This window comes from Jannaschia sp. GRR-S6-38, assembly GCF_029853695.1.
Taxonomy (GTDB): Bacteria; Pseudomonadota; Alphaproteobacteria; order Rhodobacterales; family Rhodobacteraceae; genus Jannaschia; species Jannaschia ovalis.
Genome location: NZ_CP122537.1, coordinates 552,668 through 569,001, shown reverse-complemented (window position 1 = coordinate 569,001; position 16,334 = coordinate 552,668). Strand labels below are relative to the sequence as shown.

General features: G+C 70.9%; 23 protein-coding genes. 19 read left to right on the top strand and 4 right to left on the bottom strand.

The genetic code is table 11. The annotated features are described in order from the left end of the window. Positions 1 to 30 precede the first annotated feature (30 nt). Positions 31 to 630, bottom strand: a complete 600-nt coding sequence (locus P8627_RS02895) for a hypothetical protein (protein WP_279966021.1) — start codon at positions 628 to 630, stop codon at positions 31 to 33. Positions 631 to 742: 112 nt separating this feature from the next. On the opposite strand from P8627_RS02895, the gene ispH reads away from it, so the two are divergent. From ispH to P8627_RS02860, 7 genes are all read left to right on the top strand, one after another. After that, positions 743 to 1,693 (top strand): 4-hydroxy-3-methylbut-2-enyl diphosphate reductase, encoded by a 951-nt coding sequence (gene ispH / locus P8627_RS02890; protein WP_279966020.1) that lies wholly within the window; start codon positions 743 to 745, stop codon positions 1,691 to 1,693. Next, positions 1,690 to 2,139 carry a pyridoxamine 5'-phosphate oxidase family protein gene (locus P8627_RS02885; protein ID WP_279966018.1) on the top strand — a complete coding sequence of 150 codons (450 nt, stop codon included), beginning with the start codon at positions 1,690 to 1,692 and terminating at the stop codon, positions 2,137 to 2,139. Before ispH ends, P8627_RS02885 begins: the two co-directional genes overlap by 4 nt. An 81-nt stretch (positions 2,140 to 2,220) precedes the next feature. Then, complete coding sequence (locus P8627_RS02880; protein WP_279966017.1) at positions 2,221 to 2,835, top strand: LysE family translocator; 615 nt, start codon at positions 2,221 to 2,223, stop codon at positions 2,833 to 2,835. A gap of 40 nt (positions 2,836 to 2,875) precedes the next feature. After that, a complete protein-coding gene (locus tag P8627_RS02875) occupies positions 2,876 to 3,331 on the top strand; it encodes a DUF3429 domain-containing protein (RefSeq protein WP_279966016.1) in 456 nt (151 codons plus the stop codon). Next, positions 3,328 to 3,915, top strand: coding sequence for a class I SAM-dependent methyltransferase (locus tag P8627_RS02870; RefSeq protein ID WP_279966014.1), 588 nt, complete (start codon positions 3,328 to 3,330; stop codon positions 3,913 to 3,915). The genes P8627_RS02875 and P8627_RS02870 overlap by 4 nt, the downstream gene beginning before the upstream one ends. Further along, positions 3,908 to 4,369, top strand: a complete 462-nt coding sequence (gene rnhA / locus P8627_RS02865) for a ribonuclease HI (RefSeq protein ID WP_279966013.1) — start codon at positions 3,908 to 3,910, stop codon at positions 4,367 to 4,369. The genes P8627_RS02870 and rnhA overlap by 8 nt, the downstream gene beginning before the upstream one ends. After that, positions 4,366 to 4,992 (top strand): trimeric intracellular cation channel family protein, encoded by a 627-nt coding sequence (locus P8627_RS02860; RefSeq protein ID WP_279966011.1) that lies wholly within the window; start codon positions 4,366 to 4,368, stop codon positions 4,990 to 4,992. Before rnhA ends, P8627_RS02860 begins: the two co-directional genes overlap by 4 nt. On the opposite strand, the gene P8627_RS02855 is transcribed toward P8627_RS02860, so the two are convergent. Further along, complete coding sequence (locus P8627_RS02855) at positions 4,989 to 5,540, bottom strand: LabA-like NYN domain-containing protein (RefSeq protein ID WP_279966009.1); 552 nt, start codon at positions 5,538 to 5,540, stop codon at positions 4,989 to 4,991. The genes P8627_RS02860 and P8627_RS02855 overlap by 4 nt on opposite strands. A 157-nt stretch (positions 5,541 to 5,697) precedes the next feature. On the opposite strand from P8627_RS02855, the gene folK reads away from it, so the two are divergent. The 12 genes from folK (at position 5,698) to recO (ending at position 14,889) form a co-directional block, all read left to right on the top strand. After that, positions 5,698 to 6,195, top strand: coding sequence for a 2-amino-4-hydroxy-6-hydroxymethyldihydropteridine diphosphokinase (gene folK, locus P8627_RS02850; protein WP_279966007.1), 498 nt, complete (start codon positions 5,698 to 5,700; stop codon positions 6,193 to 6,195). A gap of 85 nt (positions 6,196 to 6,280) precedes the next feature. After that, positions 6,281 to 6,634 (top strand): DNA-directed RNA polymerase subunit omega, encoded by a 354-nt coding sequence (rpoZ, locus tag P8627_RS02845; protein WP_279966005.1) that lies wholly within the window; start codon positions 6,281 to 6,283, stop codon positions 6,632 to 6,634. Positions 6,635 to 6,655: 21 nt separating this feature from the next. Next, positions 6,656 to 8,803, top strand: coding sequence for a RelA/SpoT family protein (locus P8627_RS02840; RefSeq protein ID WP_279966004.1), 2,148 nt, complete (start codon positions 6,656 to 6,658; stop codon positions 8,801 to 8,803). A gap of 24 nt (positions 8,804 to 8,827) precedes the next feature. Further along, positions 8,828 to 9,493 (top strand): DUF2062 domain-containing protein, encoded by a 666-nt coding sequence (locus P8627_RS02835; RefSeq protein ID WP_279966003.1) that lies wholly within the window; start codon positions 8,828 to 8,830, stop codon positions 9,491 to 9,493. Then, positions 9,486 to 10,229: a pyridoxine 5'-phosphate synthase gene (locus P8627_RS02830; RefSeq protein WP_279966002.1), complete on the top strand. Its 744-nt coding sequence runs from the start codon at positions 9,486 to 9,488 to the stop codon at positions 10,227 to 10,229. Before P8627_RS02835 ends, P8627_RS02830 begins: the two co-directional genes overlap by 8 nt. A gap of 1 nt (position 10,230) precedes the next feature. Beyond that, a complete protein-coding gene (locus tag P8627_RS02825; protein ID WP_279966001.1) occupies positions 10,231 to 10,854 on the top strand; it encodes a LysE family translocator in 624 nt (207 codons plus the stop codon). Further along, on the top strand, positions 10,851 to 11,252 hold the full coding sequence (gene acpS, locus P8627_RS02820) for a holo-ACP synthase (protein ID WP_279966000.1): 402 nt from the start codon (positions 10,851 to 10,853) through the stop codon (positions 11,250 to 11,252). The genes P8627_RS02825 and acpS overlap by 4 nt, the downstream gene beginning before the upstream one ends. Positions 11,253 to 11,331: 79 nt before the next feature. Continuing rightward, positions 11,332 to 12,111 (top strand): signal peptidase I, encoded by a 780-nt coding sequence (gene lepB / locus P8627_RS02815; protein WP_279965999.1) that lies wholly within the window; start codon positions 11,332 to 11,334, stop codon positions 12,109 to 12,111. Beyond that, positions 12,108 to 12,788: a ribonuclease III gene (gene rnc / locus P8627_RS02810; protein ID WP_279965998.1), complete on the top strand. Its 681-nt coding sequence runs from the start codon at positions 12,108 to 12,110 to the stop codon at positions 12,786 to 12,788. Before lepB ends, rnc begins: the two co-directional genes overlap by 4 nt. A 49-nt stretch (positions 12,789 to 12,837) precedes the next feature. After that, positions 12,838 to 13,758 (top strand): GTPase Era, encoded by a 921-nt coding sequence (era, locus tag P8627_RS02805; RefSeq protein ID WP_279965997.1) that lies wholly within the window; start codon positions 12,838 to 12,840, stop codon positions 13,756 to 13,758. Positions 13,759 to 13,837: 79 nt separating this feature from the next. After that, complete coding sequence (locus P8627_RS02800) at positions 13,838 to 14,167, top strand: DUF1491 family protein (RefSeq protein ID WP_279965996.1); 330 nt, start codon at positions 13,838 to 13,840, stop codon at positions 14,165 to 14,167. After that, the gene (gene recO / locus P8627_RS02795; protein ID WP_279965995.1) at positions 14,167 to 14,889 is read left to right on the top strand and encodes a DNA repair protein RecO; all 723 of its coding nucleotides are present in this window, start codon (positions 14,167 to 14,169) and stop codon (positions 14,887 to 14,889) included. Before P8627_RS02800 ends, recO begins: the two co-directional genes overlap by 1 nt. On the opposite strand, the gene P8627_RS02790 is transcribed toward recO, so the two are convergent. Both P8627_RS02790 and P8627_RS02785 read right to left on the bottom strand, forming a co-directional pair. After that, positions 14,886 to 15,278 (bottom strand): META domain-containing protein, encoded by a 393-nt coding sequence (locus P8627_RS02790; RefSeq protein WP_279965994.1) that lies wholly within the window; start codon positions 15,276 to 15,278, stop codon positions 14,886 to 14,888. The genes recO and P8627_RS02790 overlap by 4 nt on opposite strands. Continuing rightward, positions 15,275 to 16,273, bottom strand: a complete 999-nt coding sequence (locus tag P8627_RS02785) for an NAD-dependent epimerase/dehydratase family protein (RefSeq protein WP_279965993.1) — start codon at positions 16,271 to 16,273, stop codon at positions 15,275 to 15,277. Before P8627_RS02785 ends, P8627_RS02790 begins: the two co-directional genes overlap by 4 nt. Between the last annotated feature and the right edge of the window lie 61 nt (positions 16,274 to 16,334).

Sequence of the window (16,334 nt, the reverse complement as noted above, 5' to 3'; positions counted from 1 at the left end):
GATGTCAGCCTTCCCGCGGGGGAAGGGAAGTCACGAGACCGTCAGCGCCCGGTCGCTCTGGAACCGGTCGACCCGCCGCCGCAGCGCACCCAGGAGCGACCGGTGCTCCGCTAGGTGAAAGCCGTGCAGCGGCAGCGCGACGCCGTGGTCGATCCGCGCCGCGCGGGTCGCGTGGCGGGCGACGGTCTTCGCCATCACGAAGAGTCGGGCCGAGCTTTGCTGGCCGGATGCTTCGGGCAGGTAGACCCCGACGGTCGCGCCGCCCGGATCCCGAAGGCGATGCACCTCGCCGATGCGGGCCCAGGGCAGGTGCAGATCCTCCGTCCCGTCGGACCAGTGCAGGCCCGTATCGACGATCCGCAGCTCAGCCCCCGCGCCATCGGCGGGCAGGCGCCGCCAGGCGACGCGGATCTTGTAGACCGCCAGCAGGACCAGGGTCAGGAGCGGCGTCGCAATCACGGCCCATAGGAAGGGATCGCCGGTCACCCAAGGCCGCTCCTCCGGCGCGAGCCAGCTCAGCGCCCAGACCGGCACGATCAGCGAGGCGAAGGCGCCATAAGCGGCGCGGCGCCGCCGGCGCAGGTCCCGGGCGGATATCGCGAAGACCTCGATGTAGGCGGCGTCGGTCATGGCCGGCGGCCTAGCGGCCGTCTTCGGCGGTATCATGACGCGATCGGGGCGCGCCTTTACCCGCCTGCGCGCGGCCCTTAGATCGGAGCTGGACCTGCCGAGGATCGCCGCCATGACCAAGCCGCCCCTGACCCTCCACCTCGCCGCGCCGCGCGGCTTCTGCGCGGGCGTGGACCGGGCGATCAAGATCGTCGAGATGGCGCTGCAGAAATGGGGCGCCCCGGTCTATGTGCGCCACGAAATCGTGCACAACGCCTTCGTCGTCGACGGGCTGCGCGCCAAGGGGGCCGTCTTCGTCGAGGAACTGGACGAATGCCCGCCCGACCGCCCGGTGATCTTCAGCGCGCATGGCGTGCCGAAATCGGTGCCGGCTGAGGCGCGGGCGCGCGAGATGGTCTTCGTCGACGCGACCTGTCCGCTGGTCTCCAAGGTCCATATCGAGGCCGCGCGCCACCACGAGGCGGGGCTGCAGGTGGTCATGATTGGCCATGAAGGCCACCCGGAGACGGTGGGAACGATGGGCCAGTTGCCCGAAGGCGAGGTCCTGCTGGCCGAGACCGTGGCCGATGTCGCGGCGCTCAGGCCCCGCGATCCCGACCGGCTGGCCTTCATCACGCAGACGACGCTCTCGGTGGACGACACCGCCGATATCGTCGCCGCGCTGATGGCGCGCTTCCCGGCGATCGTCGGACCGCACAAGGAAGACATTTGCTACGCCACCACCAACCGGCAGGAGGCGGTGAGGGCGATGGCGCCGGATTGCGACGCGATCCTGGTGGTGGGCGCGCCCAATTCGTCCAATTCCCGGCGGCTGGTCGAGGTCGGGATGAAGGCCGGCTGCCCCTATGCCCAGCTCGTGCAGCGCGCCTCCGAGATCGACTGGCGTGCGCTCGACGGCGCGGGATCGGTCGGGATCACCGCCGGGGCCTCGGCCCCCGAGGTGCTGATCGAGGAGGTGATCGACGCCTTCCGCGACCGCTTCGAGATCACGGTGAAACCGGTCGTCACCGCCGAGGAGAACGTGGAGTTCAAGGTCCCCCGCGTGTTGCGCGAGCCGGCGTGACGCCCTTCGATCCGGACCGCGTTCTGGCGCTGCCGCTGGTGGCGAACCTGGCGACGGTCACCGCGGATGGCGCGCCGCGCAACGCGCCCGTCTGGTTCGCCTGGGAGGCGGGGGTGATGTGGATGCTGGGCGCGGAAGACGGCGCCTCGGTCCGGCGCCTGGCGCGCGATCCGCGCTGCGCGGTCGAGGTTGTGGAATATGACAACGAAGCGGGCGTCATGCGCCATGTCGGGCTGCGCGGCACGGCCACGGTCGAGCCCATGGACCCGGCCCTCTTCCGCCGCCTGCTGGCCCGCTATCTCGGACCGGAGGCCGGCTGGAACCCCTGGTTCATCACCGAGGTCGCGCGGATCGAGGATCCGGCCGGCTGCCTGATCCGCCTCGCGCCCGAGAGCGTCTTCACCAACGACGTTTCCTTCTTCCGGACCGGGCCCGCGCTGGCCTGACGCCGGGGGGATTCGCGACGATGCGGGGCGGCGCGGGCGCGACGCTTGCCTCGTGGGCGCGATGCGGGCAGGGTCCGATTCATGATCTCCGCCCAGTTCCTCCTCACCGCCTTCGTCGTCTGCGCCGCTCCCGGCACGGGCGTGGTCTACACGCTTGCGATGGGGCTGGGCCGGGGCAGGCGGGCCGCGCTGGCCGCGGCGCTGGGCTGCACCTTCGGCATCGTGCCCGCGCTGCTTGCGGCGATGCTGGGTCTGGCGGCGGTGCTGCACGCCTCGGCGCTTCTGTTCAACATCGTGAAGCTCGCGGGCGTGGCCTATCTTCTGTGGATGGCCTGGGGTGCGCTGCAGCAAACCGGCGCGCTGGCGGTCCGGGCGGATCGCGGCACCGGCTCGCTGACGCGGGTCGCCTGGCGCGGCACGGTCATCAACGTGCTCAACCCGAAGCTGTCGATCTTCTTCCTGGCGCTGCTGCCGCCCTTCCTGTCGGGCAATCCGGCCAGTGCGACCTTCGAGATGGCGGCGCTGGGCGCGGTGTTCATGGCGATCACCTTCGGGCTCTTCGCGCTCTACGGGCTGTTCGCGGGCGCGCTGCGCGACCGGGTGCTGGGCTCCGAGCGGGCGGTGGCCTGGCTCAACCGCGCCTTCGCCGCGGTCTTCGCCGCGCTGGCCGGTCGGCTGGCGCTGGAACGCGCCTGAGGGGTTTCGCGCGGCCGCCGCCCGTGGCAATTGCCGGCCCATGCTAGACGCGCGCATCCCCCGTTCCGCCCTGATCCTCGGCCTCGCCGGCCTGCTGCCCTTTGCCTGGGGCGTCGCCACACTGTGGTTCCCGCAGCTGGCGCTGCAGACCGTCGCGCTGATCGGGCCGCGCTTCATCGGGCCCTATGTGGGGCTGTTCTACGGCGCGGTGATCCTGAGCTTCATGTCCGGCGTCCTGTGGGGATTCGCAACCAAGGCCGAGGGGCAGGTGGCGGCCACGGGCTACGCGCTGTCGGTCCTGCCGGCGCTTTGGGTCTTCTTCACCACCGGGGGCGGGGACCAGGCGGCGGCGATCGCGCTGATGGCGGGGTTCGTGGGCTTGCTGGGGCTGGACTGGCTGTTCTGGAACCAGGGGCTGGCGCCCGCGTGGTGGATGAAGCTGCGCCTGATCCTGACGGCGGGCGTCGTGGCCTGCTTGCTGCCGGTGGCGCTGTGACCGACGACCGCACGCGCGCCGTCTACGACTCGAAGGCCGCCGACTACGCCGCGCGGTTCGACTCCGAGATCCCGCAGGACCTGCGTGACTTCGCCGCCCGCCTCCCCGCGGGGGGCAAGGTTCTCGACCTGGGCAGCGGACCCGGCGGCATGGCCGGCTGGCTGGCCGGGCAGGGCTTTGTGGTCGAAGCCTGGGACGCCTCGACCGAGATGGTGGCGCTGGCCGCGCGCCATCCGGGCGTCACGGCGCGGCAGGCGGTGTTCTCCGACCTGGAGGCCCGCAGGGTCTATGATGGAATCTGGGCCAGCTTCTCGCTTCTGCACGCCCCGCGCGCCGATCTGCCCGGCCTGATCGACCGCATCGCCCGCGCGCTGCGGCCGGGCGGGACGGCCTATGTCGCGATGAAGCTCGGCACCGGCGAGACGCGTGACGCGCTGGGCCGCTTCTACAGCTACGTGAGCGAGGCGGAGCTTCGCGACTGGCTGGAACAGGCGGGGCTGACGGTGGACGCGACGCGCACCGGCCACGCGAAGGGCCTGGCCGGGACCGACGATCCTTTCGTCACGGTCTTCGCGCATGGCTGAACTCTTCGCCTATACGGACGGGGCCTGCTCGGGCAATCCGGGGCCGGGCGGCTGGGGCGTGCTGCTGATCGCGCGCGAGGGCGACGCCGTCGTCAAGGAGCGCGCGCTCAAGGGCGGCGAGGCCGAGACCACCAACAACCGGATGGAGCTTCTGGCCGCGATCCACGCGCTCGAGGCGCTGGGCCGATCCTCCAAGCTGACCGTCGTGACCGACAGCGCCTATGTGAAGGGCGGCATCACCGGCTGGCTGCACGGCTGGAAGCGAAACGGCTGGAAGACCTCGACCCGCAAGCCGGTGAAGAACGAGGATCTCTGGCGCCGGCTGGACGAGGCCGCGGCGCGTCACGACGTGACCTGGGAATGGGTCAAGGGCCATGCCGGCCACCCTGAGAACGAGCGCGCCGACGAGCTGGCGCGGGCGGGCATGGCGCCCTTCAAGGACAAGCGCGCGTGACCCTGCTGCTGGCTCTCGATCTGGCGGCGGCGCTGGTCTTCGCGGTCACGGGCGCGCTGGTGGCGGCGCGCGCGCAGCTCGACCCGATCGGCTTCATCTTCGTGGCCTGCCTGACCGCGGTGGGCGGCGGCACGGTGCGCGACCTGCTCCTGGGGCGCGAGCCGGTCTTCTGGATCGCCGATCCCGCGCCCGTCGCGGTGGCCGGAACGGCGGCGATCGCCGTCTTCTTCACCCATCATCTGGTGGCGTCGCGGCTGGCGGTGATCGTCTGGCTGGATGCGGTGGCGCTGTCGGTCGCGGTGGCGGCGGGCGTCGGGGTGGCCTACGGGCTGGACCTGCCGGTCTGGACGCAGCTGGTGATGGGGATCGTGACGGGATGCTTCGGCGGGCTGATGCGCGACGTGGTCTGCAACGAGGTGCCGCTGGTGCTGAAGGCGGGCGAACTCTACGTGACCGCGGCCCTGGCCGGGGGCGCGGCGGCGGTCCTGGCGCGCGAACTGGTCGGGCCAGGGGCCCTGGCGCTGGGTGCCTGCATGCTGGTGACCTTCGCGCTGCGCGCGGGCTCGGTCCGCTTCGGCTGGCGGCTGCCGGGCTGGCGCGAACGACCGCCCAAGCCGCGCTAGTCGGCCTCGGGCCGCGGCTCGCGCGGGGGGCGGCCGATGACCTCGCGTAGGTCGTCGAGCTCGATGAAATTGTCGGCCTGTCGTCGCAGCTCGTCGGCGATCATCGGCGGCTGGCTGCGCAGGGTCGAGCAGATCGAGACGCGCACGCCCTTGCGTTGCAGGGCCTCGACCAGCGGGCGGAAATCCCCGTCGCCCGAGAAGAGCACGATATGGTCGACATGCTCGGCGGTTTCGAGCGCGTCGACCGTCAGCTCGATATCCATGTTGCCCTTCACCTTGCGGCGGCCCTGCGCGTCGGTGAACTCCTTGGCGGGCTTCGTGACGAGCATGAAGCCGTTATATTGCAGCCAGTCCACCAGCGGGCGGATGGGCGAGTATTCCTCGTTCTCCAGCAGGGCCGTGTAGTAGAAGGCGCGCAGCAGCTTGCCGCGGCGGACGAACTCCTGCCGCAGGAGCCGGTAGTCGATGTCGAAGGAGAGCGCGCGCGCCGCGGCGTAGAGGTTGGAGCCGTCAATGAAGAGCGCCAGGCGCTCATCCTTATAAAACATGGTTTTGCCTTCTGGACCTTCGACCTCGGAAAGGCGGTCGAGGCGGTAGTGTGCGACCCAGGATTGTAATCCCCGCCTGAAATACACGGAATGGTCGTATACAATGATACATCTTATTGCTCTGGGAGCCAATAATCGCGAAAGCGCATCTGCAAATATGCAGAGCCTCGCGCGGGCGCTCGCGCGGCTGGGCGGCGTCCGGCGGCTGTCGCGGCCCTGGCGCAGCCCGGCCTGGCCGCCCGGATCGGGGCCGGATTTCGTCAACGCCGCGGCATTGGTCGCCGGGCCGGCCGATCCGCAGGCGATGCTGGCGCGGCTGCATGGCGTGGAGGCCCGCGCCGGGCGGGTGCGCGACCGGCGTTGGGGGCCGCGCGTGCTGGATCTGGACCTGCTGGCGAGCGGCGGCCTCGTGCGGCCCGACCCTTGGGCGCAGCGGGCCTGGGCGGAGCTCGCGCCCGCCGCACAGGCGCGCGTCGCGCCGGACCGGCTGATCCTGCCGCATCCCCGGCTGGCCGATCGCGGCTTCGTGCTGGCGCCCCTGGCCGAGATCGCGCCCCGCTGGCGCCACCCGGTGACGGGCCGCAGCGTCGCCGCGATGTGGGCCGCGCTGCCGCTGGAGCGGCGGGCGGGGCTCCGCCCGATGGTCTGGAGATGACCGCGATTTGACGCGCCCGGCCCTTGCCAACCCGCGGCGATCCCAATAAGTCAAGCTTTTCCTGCCCCCGACTGAGGTGTCCCGCATGGCCCGCGTTACCGTCGAAGACTGCGTCGACAAGGTTCCGAACCGTTTCGAGCTGGTGATGCTCGCCGCGCACCGCGCGCGCGAAATCGCCACCGGCAGCCCCGTGACCGTCGACCGCGACAACGACAAGAACCCCGTCGTTGCCCTGCGCGAGATCGCCGACGAGACGCAGCAGGCCGATGACCTGCGCGAGCGCCTGATCGAGTCGAACCAGACCCAGATCGAGGTCGACGAGCCGGAAGAGGAATCCATGTCGCTCCTGATGGGCGTCGAGAAGGATGCCCCCGCCCAGGACGACATGTCCGAGGAGAAGCTGCTGCGCGCGCTGATGGAGGCGCAAGGCCAGCAATAACCACGGGAGGCGCGCGCGGAGATGATCGAGGTCGAGGACCTGATCGCGCTCGTGCGCGCCTACAATCCCAGGACCGATGCGGCACTGATCCGCAAGGCCTACGATTACGGCCGCGAGATGCATGCGGGCCAGACCCGCCGCTCCGGCGAGCCGTATTTCTCCCATCCCGTCGAGGTCGCCAGCCTGCTGACCGAGCAGCGGCTCGACGACGCCACGATCATCACCGCGCTTCTGCACGACGTGATCGAGGACACGCGCTCGACCTATGGCGATATCGAGGCCCAGTTCGGCACCGAGATCGCCGAGCTGGTCGATGGCGTCACCAAGCTGACCAATCTCGAGCTGAACTCGTCGGAGACCAAGCAGGCGGAGAATTTCCGCAAGCTCTTCATGGCGATGTCCAAGGACCTGAGGGTCATCCTCGTCAAGCTGACCGACCGGCTGCACAACATGCGCACCATTCGCCACATGGCGCCGGTGAAGCAGGCCCAGAAGGCGCATGAGACGATGGAGATCTATGCACCGCTGGCCGGGCGCATGGGCATGCAATGGATGCGCGAGGAGCTCGAGGACCTGGCCTTCTCGGTGCTCAACCCCGAGGCCCGCAACTCGATCCTGCGTCGCTTCGTGACCCTGCAGCGCGAGAGCGGCGACGTCATCCGGCGCATCACCTCCGATATCGAGAGCGAGCTGGAGCGCGCCGAGATCGAGGCCACCGTGATCGGACGCGCCAAGCGGCCCTTCTCGATCTGGCGGAAGATGGAGGAGAAGCAGATCGGCTTCTCGCGCCTGTCGGATATCTACGGCTTCCGCATCGTCACCGGGACCGAGGCCGACTGCTACCGCGCGCTGGGCGTGATTCACCAGCGCTGGCGCTCGGTCCCCGGGCGCTTCAAGGACTACATCAGCCAGCCCAAGTCGAACGGCTACCGCTCGATCCACACCACGGTGTCGGGGCGCGACGGCAAGCGCGTCGAGGTGCAGATCCGTACCCGCGAGATGCACGAGGTGGCCGAGCGGGGCGTCGCCGCGCACTGGTCCTACCGCGACGGGGTGCGCGCCGAGAATCCCTTCGCCGTCGACCCGGCCGAATGGCTGCGCTCGATGACCGAACGGTTCGAGGAAGCCGCCGACCATGCCGAGTTCATGGAGGCGGTGAAGCTGGAGATGTACACCGACCAGGTGTTCTGCTTCACGCCCAAGGGCGACGTGATCAAGCTGCCCAAGGGCGCGACGCCCATCGATTTCGCCTACGCGATCCACACCCGGATCGGGCACCGGACGGTGGCCGCCAAGGTCGACGGGATGCGCGTGCCGCTCTGGACGCGGCTCCGCAACGGGCAGTCGGTCGAGGTCGTCACCGCCGAGGCGGCGACCCCGCAGGCCACCTGGATCGACATCGCCTCGACCGGCCGGGCCAAGTCCGCGATCCGCCGCGCGCTCAAGGCCGAGCGCAAGCAGGGCCATGTCCGGCTCGGGCGCGAACTGGCCCGCGCGGCCTTCGCCCATGTCGGCAAGCGCGCGACCGAGAAGGCGCTCGACACCGCCGCCGACGAGCTGGGCTACGAGGGGGGCGAGGACCTGCTGGCGGCCATCGGCGCCTCGCAGGTCAGCGCGCGCGAGGTGACGCAGACGCTCTATCCCGAGCTCGCGCAGGCCCGGCCCGCCCCCGATGTGCGCCCCGAGGAGGCGATCGTGGGTCTCGACCCGAAGGCCCATTTCGACCGCGGCGCCTGCTGCCAGCCGGTCCCGGGCGAGCGGATCGTGGGCATCACCAACAAGGGCCGCGGTGTCACCGTCCACGCCATCGACTGCCCTGTCCTGGCCGAGCTGGAGGACCAGCTCGAACGCTGGATCGACCTGCGCTGGCATCCCGGCCACCACGCCGCGACCTGGGCGGTGACGCTCGACATGACGATCTCGAACGATCCCGGGGTGCTGGGCCGGATTTGCACGTTGATCGCCGAGCAGAACGCCAATATCTCCGACCTGCGCTTCGTCGACCGGAAACCCGATTTCTTCCGTCTTCTCATCGACGTCGAGGTCCGGGACGGCGAGCATCTGCACGCGGTCGTCTTGGCCTGCGAGACCGACAGCGACGTGGCGCAGATCGAACGCCATCGCGCCGAGACCACCCGGAAGGAGCCGCGGGACGCGGTTCCGGCCTGAGCCGAAGGAGGCCCGCGCCAGCCCGTGTTCAAGCGTCGCGACAGGTTGCCCGTCTGGCAGACGGTGGCTCATGCGCTCTGGCCGCGGGGCGGCTGGAAGCGGGCGGCCGTCTACGTCAAGCACCGCGTGCGCCGGCTGCCCGACACGCCGCGCAAGATCAGCCGTGGCATCATGGTCGGCGTCTTCACCACCTTCACGCCGCTCTACGGGCTGCATTTCGTGCTGGCCGCGCTCCTGGCCTGGATCGTGCGCGGCAATGTCATGGCCGCGTTGCTGGGCACCTTCTTTGGCAACCCGCTGACCTATGTGCCGATCGCGGTCGTCTCGCTGAATCTCGGCCACTGGATGCTGGGGACGCGGGCGCGCGGCGAGATCGACGAGAACATCTTCGGCAAGTTCTACGGCGCGGGCCAGGACCTGTTCTGGAACGGCTGGTACTGGCTGCGCGGCGTGCCCGTCGACTGGACCGCGACCCGCGTCTTCTACGAGACGGTGTTCCTGCCCTGGACCGTCGGCGGGCTGATCCCCGGCCTGTTCACCGGCATCGCCGCCTACACAATCAGCCTTCCGCTGATCGAGGCCTACCAGCGCCGCCGCCGCGGGCTATTGAAGAAGAAGCTGGACGAAATCCGGCGCAAGGCCGCGCAGCGCGCCGCCGAGAAGAAATCGAAAGGGGGAGCCAATGGATAGGCTCAGGCTTGGCGTGAACATCGACCACGTCGCGACGATCCGCAACGCGCGGGGCGGCGACAATCCCGACCCGGTGCGCGCCGCGCTTCTCGCGCAGTCCGCCGGGGCCGACGGCATCACCGCGCATCTGCGCGAGGACCGCCGCCACGTGCGCGACGCCGACATGAAGGCCATCGCCGAAGCCATCGACATCCCGCTCAATTTCGAGATGGCCGCCACCGAGGAGATGCAGCGGATCGCGCTCGCGACGAAGCCGCATGCCGTCTGCCTGGTCCCCGAGCGGCGCGAGGAGCGCACGACCGAGGGCGGGTTGGAGGTCGCGGGCGACGCCGACCGCCTGACCGCCTACATCGCGCCCTTCACCGAGGCCGGCGCGCGCGTCTCGCTCTTCGTCGCGCCGGATCCGCGCCAGATCGAGGCGTCGGCCCGCGTCGGGGCCGCGGTGATCGAGCTGCATACCGGCGCCTATTGCGACGCCGTGGCCGAGGGTCGGACCGAGGAGGCCGCGGCCGAGCTGGAGCGCCTGACCGCCGCCGCGGCGCAGGCGCATGATCTGGGGCTGGAGGTCCATGCCGGGCACGGTCTGGCCTATGACAACGTGACGCCTATCGCCGCGATCCCGCAGGTCGTCGAGCTGAATATCGGCCATTTCCTGATCGGCGAGGCGGTGTTCCGCGGCCTGCCCGCCGCGCTGGCCGAGATGCGCCGCCTGATGGATCTCGCGCGGGGGGCCTAGGATGACGGCGGTCGATAGTCTTCTGCTGGGTCTCGCCACCTTCGCGGTGGTCTGCGCCTCGCCCGGCCCCGCGATCCTGACCGTCGTCCAGACGGCGATGGCCCGCGGGCTGCGCCCCGCGCTGATGCTGGCGCTCGGCCTGTCGCTGGCGCTGGGGGTCTGGGGGCTGCTCGCCGCGGCGGGCTTCGGCGTGGTGCTGGCCGCCGCGCCTTCGGCCCTTCTCCTGCTCAAGATCCTCGGCGGCGGCTATCTGCTGTGGCTCGCCTTCGCCTCCGGCCGCGCCGCCGCGTCCGACGAACCGGTCCGGGCGCGGGCCGCGGCGGGCTTCCGGGCGGGGCTCGTCCTCAACCTGTCGAACCCGAAGGCGGTCTTCGCATGGACGGCCACGATCGCGGTCGGCACGCCGGCCGCCGCGCCGGGCCTGGCCTGGCTGCTGGTGCCCCTCGCCACGATCCTGGCCGTGGCCATCAACGGAGGGTACGCGCTGGTCTTCTCGCGCCGGGCGATGCGCCGCGCCTATGACCGCACCCGCCGCTGGATCGACGGAATGGCCGCGGCCCTGTTCGGCCTCGCGGGTCTCGCGCTGATCCGGGACGGCCTGATCGGGGCGGTCCGGCGCGCATGATCATCGGCATCGGCACCGACCTCGCCAATATCGACCGGATCCAGGGCGTCCTCGACCGGTTCGGCGACCGATTCCGCAACCGCGTCTTCACCGAGGCCGAGCAGCGCAAGGCCGAGCGGCGCCGCGACGTCGCGGGCACCTATGCCAAGCGCTGGGCCGCGAAGGAGGCTTGCTCGAAGGCGCTGGGCACCGGGCTGCGCATGGGCATCGCCTGGAAGGACATGCACGTCACGAACCTTCGGACCGGCCAGCCGATCATGCATGTCACCGGCTGGGCGGCCGAGCGGCTGGAGCGGATGACCCCCGACGGCCACGAGGCGCTGATCCATGTCTCGCTCACCGACGATCACCCCTGGGCACAGGCCTATGTCGTGATCGAGGCGCGGCCCCGCGCCTGACGCGCCGCACGCCGCGGCGGCCCCGGTTGACAGCATCCGGGGGCCGGGGCAGGGGAGGCGAGCTATCCAGGGAGCGGTCATGGCGGAGAAGAAGGAAGGCATCCTCGAGACGGTGAAGACCATCGTCTGGGCGCTGGTCATCGCGGGTCTGTTCCGCACGCTGTTCTTCCAGCCGTTCTGGATCCCCTCGGGCTCGATGAAGGACACGCTGCTGATCGGCGACTTCCTCTTCGTCAACAAGATGGCCTACGGCTATTCGCGCCATTCCTGCCCGTTCTCGATCTGCCCGATCTCGGGCCGCATCTTCGGCTCCGAGCCGCAGCGCGGCGACGTGATCGTGTTCCGCCATCCGGTCAACGGCACCGATTTCATCAAGCGGCTGGTCGCGCTGCCCGGCGACACGGTGCAGATGAAGGCGGGCATCCTGCATCTCAACGGCGCGCCCGTGCCGACCGAACCCATGCCGCCCTTCATCGAGATCAAGGAGCCGCAGGGCCCGCAGCGCCTGACGCCGCGCTGCTCCAACGAGCCGGTGGGCCTTGGCGGCGAATGCATCAAGGAGCGGTTTCTCGAGACGCTGCCCGGCTCGGACGGGCCGCACCACGTGCTCGACATCGCCCGCACCCAGACCGACGACACGCCGCTCTTCACCGTGCCCGAGGGCGAGTATTTCTTCATGGGCGACAACCGCGACAATTCCCGCGACAGCCGCGTGCCGCGCTCGGTCGGCGGCGTGGGCTTCGTGCCCTATGAGAACCTCATCGGCCGCGCGGACCGCGTCATCTTCTCCTCCGCCGGGTCGCGGATGCTGTTCTTCTGGACCTGGCGCCTCGACCGCTTCTTCGAGGAGATCGTTTGAAGCTGTCGCGCGAACTCGACGCCTTCCAGGACCGGATCGGGCATCGCTTCGCCCGCCCGGACCTGCTGGTCCGCGCCATGACCCACGCCTCGATCGCCTCGGACACCCGGCCCGACAACCAGCGGCTGGAATTCCTGGGCGACCGCGTTCTGGGCCTCGTCATGGCCGAGGCGCTGATGGGCTCGGACAAGGAAGCCGCCGAGGGCCAGCTCGCCCCGCGCTTCAACGCGCTCGTCCGCAAGGAGACCTGCGCCGAGGTCGCGCGCGAGATCGACCTCGGGGCGGTGCTCAAGCTGGGCAAGTCCGAGCAGGTGACCGGCGGCCGCCGCAAGATGGCGCTTCTGGGCGACGCGATGGAGGCGCTGATCGCCGCCGTCTACCGCGATGCCGGCCTCGACGCGGCGCGCGCCATGGTGCTGCGGCTCTGGGGCGACCGGGTCGCGCGGGTCGAGAGCGATGCCCGCGACCCCAAGACCGCGCTCCAGGAATGGGCGCAGGCGCGCGGCATGAAGCCGCCGGTCTACGCCGTGGCCGATCGCTCCGGCCCTGACCACGCCCCGGTCTTCCGGATCCGGGCGGAACTGGCCGACGGGCGGGGCGCGGAGGGCGAGGCGCCCTCCAAGCGCGCCGCCGAACAGGCCGCCGCGAGCGCGCTGCTGGCGGAACTGGACGGCTGAGGCGCGCTTGCCCGTTCCCATTCGGGCCGACAGCGCCTAGATGCCCCTCATGAATGATCAGACCACCCGCGCGGGCTTCGTGGCCCTGATCGGCGAGCCCAACGCGGGCAAGTCGACCCTTCTCAATCGCATGGTCGGGGCCAAGGTCTCGATCGTGACCCACAAGGTGCAGACAACGCGCGCCCGGATCCGCGGCGTCGCGATGGAGGGCGCGTCGCAGCTCGTCTTCGTCGACACGCCCGGCCTGTTCCGCCCGCGCCGCAAGCTCGACCGCGCCATGGTCGCCGCCGCCTGGACCGGCGCGGCGGATGCCGATGTCATCGTCCTGCTGATCGAGGCGCATCGCGGCCTGACCGAAGGCGTCGAGGCGATCCTCGCCGGGCTGGAGGAGCGCGGCACGGCCGGCCGGCCGGTCCTGCTCGCCATCAACAAGATCGACCGCGTCGAGGCGCCCAAGCTGCTGGCGCTGACCCAGAAGATGAACGAGCGCTATGCCTTCGACGGCACCTTCCTGATCTCGGCCGAGAAGGGGCATGGCGTGCAGGACCTGCGCGCCGATCTCGCCGGGCGGATGCCCGAGGGCCCCTGGCTCTATCCCGAGGACCAGATCGCCGACCTGCCGCTGCGGATGATCGCTGCCGAGATCACGCGCGAGAAGCTGACGCTGCGCCTGCATCAGGAGCTGCCTTACCAGCTCACCGTCGAGACCGAGGGCTGGGAGGAGCGGCCCGACGGCTCGGTGCGCATCGACCAGGTGATCTACGTCATCCGCGACGGCCACAAGGGCATCGTGCTGGGCAAGAAGGGCGAGACCACAAAGGCGGTGGGGCAGGCGGCCCGTGCCGAGCTCGAGGAATTCCTCGGCCACCGCGTCCATCTCTTCCTGCAGGTCCGCGTCCGCCCCGGCTGGCTGGAGGAGCGCGAGCGCTTCGACGCGATGGGGCTCGACTTCTCGGACGGCGCGGGATGATCGGGACGTCCTCCGGCCGGGCGTATCGCCGAGGTACGCGCGCACGGCGCGGCGGGGGGGCGGCCCTCCGACCCGGCCCGTGACGCGCCTGACCGCGTCCTTCTGGGTGGCCGCCTATCGCAAGCGGCTCGAGATGCAGGGCATCCCCTGCTTCGTCGTGCGCCACGGCGATGACGGCTCGGGCGCGGTGCTGGTCAAGCTCAACACGCTCGACGGGCAGGCGACGGTCTTCCAACGCAGCTTCGACCTGATGACCGGCGAGCGCGCCTGGATCGTGCTGGTCGAGGGACCGGAGGGCGAGTGCGACGCGGCCTGCGCGCGGCAGTCGGGCTTCGATCCCGATATCTGGGTGCTGGAGGTCGAGGATCGCGCCGGGCGCCACCTGCTCGACGGGGACGGGCTGGGCTGATGGAGTGGCGCGATCAGGGCATCGTCCTGGCCGCCCGCCCGCATGGCGAGACCGCCGTGATCCTCGAGCTGTTCACCCGCGAACACGGCCGCCACCTGGGCGTCGTCCATGGTGGCGTCTCGCGCAAGAAGGCCCCCGCGCTGCAGCCCGGCAACCAGCTCGACGCGGTCTGGCGCGCGCGGCTGGAAAGCCACATGGGCACCTGGACGGTCGAGCCGCTGGTCAGCCGGGCCGCGACGATCCTCTCCGACCCGCTGCGGCTCGCGGCGCTCAGCGCCACCTGCGCGCTCTGCGCCTTCATCCTGCCCGAACGCGAGGCGCTGCCCGATTTCCAGGAACGCACCGAGTCGCTTTGCGACGCGATCGCCTCGGGCGAGGGCTGGCTGCGCGACTACGTCTTCTGGGAGATGTCGCTTCTGGAGATCGGCGGCTTCCGCCTCGATCTCTCGGTCTGCGCCGCCGGGGGCGGGGCGAATGACCTGGCCTTCATCAGCCCGCGCACGGGCCGCGCCGTCAGCCGCGCGGGGGCGGGCGAATGGGCCGACCGGCTCCTGGTGCTGCCGGAGCTGATGCTGGGCGGGATGGCGACGCTGGACGGTGTGCTCGCCGCGCTCGAGGTGACGGGCCATTTCCTCGAGAAACGGCTCGCGCCCTCGCTGGGCGAGCGGCCGCTTCCGCCCGCGCGCGGGCGCCTGCTGGCCGCGCTGAAGCGCGAGGCTTAGTTTTCCTGAGGCTCGGCCACAAAGACCATCTCGCGCCCCGCCGCGTCCGACAGGATCAGCACCCGGTCGCTCGCCTCCGCCAGCGTCATCGCCTCCAGCGCCGCGAAGTAGCGCGTCTCGGCCTCGAGCGCGGGGCAGGCGCGGCGCGTGGCGGCGACGGGGCCGATCTCCAGCCAGGGGTAGGGGGCCGATTGCGCGGCGCGGAAGACGTTGCAGGGCCCCGCGCCCAGCGCGAGACTCGGCTCGGGGAAGCGCAGGGTCGCGGGCGCGGCGAAGGGCGCGCCGTCCAGTTCGGTCAGCCGCCAGACCGTGGCGCGGTCGGAATAGCCCGAGATCGTCTCGTCGCCCCGGCAGGCGGCGAGCAGCAGCAGGAGCGCGAGCGCCCTCACGCGTCGAGGGCGATCATGGCGCGGGCGGCGGCGCGCACTGCGTCGTCGGGCGGGATGTAGTCGATGCCCAGCTCGATCCGGGCCTTCTCGCCCGAGATCGGCTCGTTGCGGCCGAGCACCGGCACGAGGCCGCGCAGCGCCGGGTCCATCATCGCGAGCGCGCGGACCAAGAGCCGCGGCGCCGTCCGCGTGGAGATGCCGCGATGAGGCGCCTCGGCGGCGACGATGCGGGCGATGTCGGCGAACCACATCTTGCCCGCCACCAGCAGGAAGCGCCGGCCCGCCGTCGCCGGCGTCTCCAGCGCGACGACATGGGCCCGCGACACGTCGCGGACATCCACGATCTCGAAGGCCACCGGCGGCACCATCGGGTCCTTGCCCGACAGGATGCGGGCGATGATGCCCAGCGAGGTCCCCGCCTCGTCGCCCAGCGGCGGGCCCATCACGAGGCCCGGGCAGATGGTCGTCAGCAGCAGGCCCTCGGCCTCGGCGAAGGCCCAGGCGGCGCGCTCGGCCTCGGTCTTCGAGCGGACATAGGCATTGGCGTTCGGGTGATCGGCACTCGACCAGTCGCGCTCGTCGCGGGGGCGGTCGTCCTCGGGGCGGGGCCCGTTCTCGACCGCGACGACCGAAGAGGTCAGGATCACCCGCGCCACCCCGGCCGCCTTGGCGGCGCGCAGCGCGCGCTCGGTGCCCTCGACCGCCGGGCGGATGATGGTCTGGGGATCGGCCGGGGTCTGCATGATCGGGAAGGGCGAGGCGGTGTGGATCACGGCATCCGTGCCCTGCGCCGCCTCGTTCCAGCCGTCATCCTTCGTCAGGTCGAGCTCGACGAATTCCAGCCGATGCGCCGCGGCCTCGGGCATCAGCGCGCGCACGGCCTCGCCCTTGCCACGGTCGCGCAGCGAGCCGCGCACATGGTGGCCCGCGGCCAGCAAGTCATGGGCGATGCGGCGCGCAAGGAAGCCGGTGATGCCCGTCAGCAGAACCTTCATGCCGCGCCCCTCCCCGAACTGCCGCTCGCCCAGATATGGGTGCGGCGACGCGTCGGCACCA

What these genes read in the sequence shown, in the direction of transcription:
- recO (WP_279965995.1), top strand. Translation starts at nt 14,167, where the DNA reads ATGGAGTGGCGCGATCAGGGCATCGTCCTGGCCGCCCGCCCGCATGGC.
- P8627_RS02880 (WP_279966017.1), top strand. Translation starts at nt 2,221, where the DNA reads ATGATCTCCGCCCAGTTCCTCCTCACCGCCTTCGTCGTCTGCGCCGCT.
- P8627_RS02825 (WP_279966001.1), top strand. Translation starts at nt 10,231, where the DNA reads ATGACGGCGGTCGATAGTCTTCTGCTGGGTCTCGCCACCTTCGCGGTG.
- folK (WP_279966007.1), top strand. Translation starts at nt 5,698, where the DNA reads ATGCAGAGCCTCGCGCGGGCGCTCGCGCGGCTGGGCGGCGTCCGGCGG.
- lepB (WP_279965999.1), top strand. Translation starts at nt 11,332, where the DNA reads ATGGCGGAGAAGAAGGAAGGCATCCTCGAGACGGTGAAGACCATCGTC.
- P8627_RS02895 (WP_279966021.1), bottom strand. Translation starts at nt 630, where the DNA reads ATGACCGACGCCGCCTACATCGAGGTCTTCGCGATATCCGCCCGGGAC.
- P8627_RS02830 (WP_279966002.1), top strand. Translation starts at nt 9,486, where the DNA reads ATGGATAGGCTCAGGCTTGGCGTGAACATCGACCACGTCGCGACGATC.
- rpoZ (WP_279966005.1), top strand. Translation starts at nt 6,281, where the DNA reads ATGGCCCGCGTTACCGTCGAAGACTGCGTCGACAAGGTTCCGAACCGT.
- rnhA (WP_279966013.1), top strand. Translation starts at nt 3,908, where the DNA reads ATGGCTGAACTCTTCGCCTATACGGACGGGGCCTGCTCGGGCAATCCG.
- acpS (WP_279966000.1), top strand. Translation starts at nt 10,851, where the DNA reads ATGATCATCGGCATCGGCACCGACCTCGCCAATATCGACCGGATCCAG.
- ispH (WP_279966020.1), top strand. Translation starts at nt 743, where the DNA reads ATGACCAAGCCGCCCCTGACCCTCCACCTCGCCGCGCCGCGCGGCTTC.
- P8627_RS02785 (WP_279965993.1), bottom strand. Translation starts at nt 16,273, where the DNA reads ATGAAGGTTCTGCTGACGGGCATCACCGGCTTCCTTGCGCGCCGCATC.
- P8627_RS02875 (WP_279966016.1), top strand. Translation starts at nt 2,876, where the DNA reads ATGCTAGACGCGCGCATCCCCCGTTCCGCCCTGATCCTCGGCCTCGCC.
- P8627_RS02840 (WP_279966004.1), top strand. Translation starts at nt 6,656, where the DNA reads ATGATCGAGGTCGAGGACCTGATCGCGCTCGTGCGCGCCTACAATCCC.
- era (WP_279965997.1), top strand. Translation starts at nt 12,838, where the DNA reads ATGAATGATCAGACCACCCGCGCGGGCTTCGTGGCCCTGATCGGCGAG.
- P8627_RS02855 (WP_279966009.1), bottom strand. Translation starts at nt 5,540, where the DNA reads ATGTTTTATAAGGATGAGCGCCTGGCGCTCTTCATTGACGGCTCCAAC.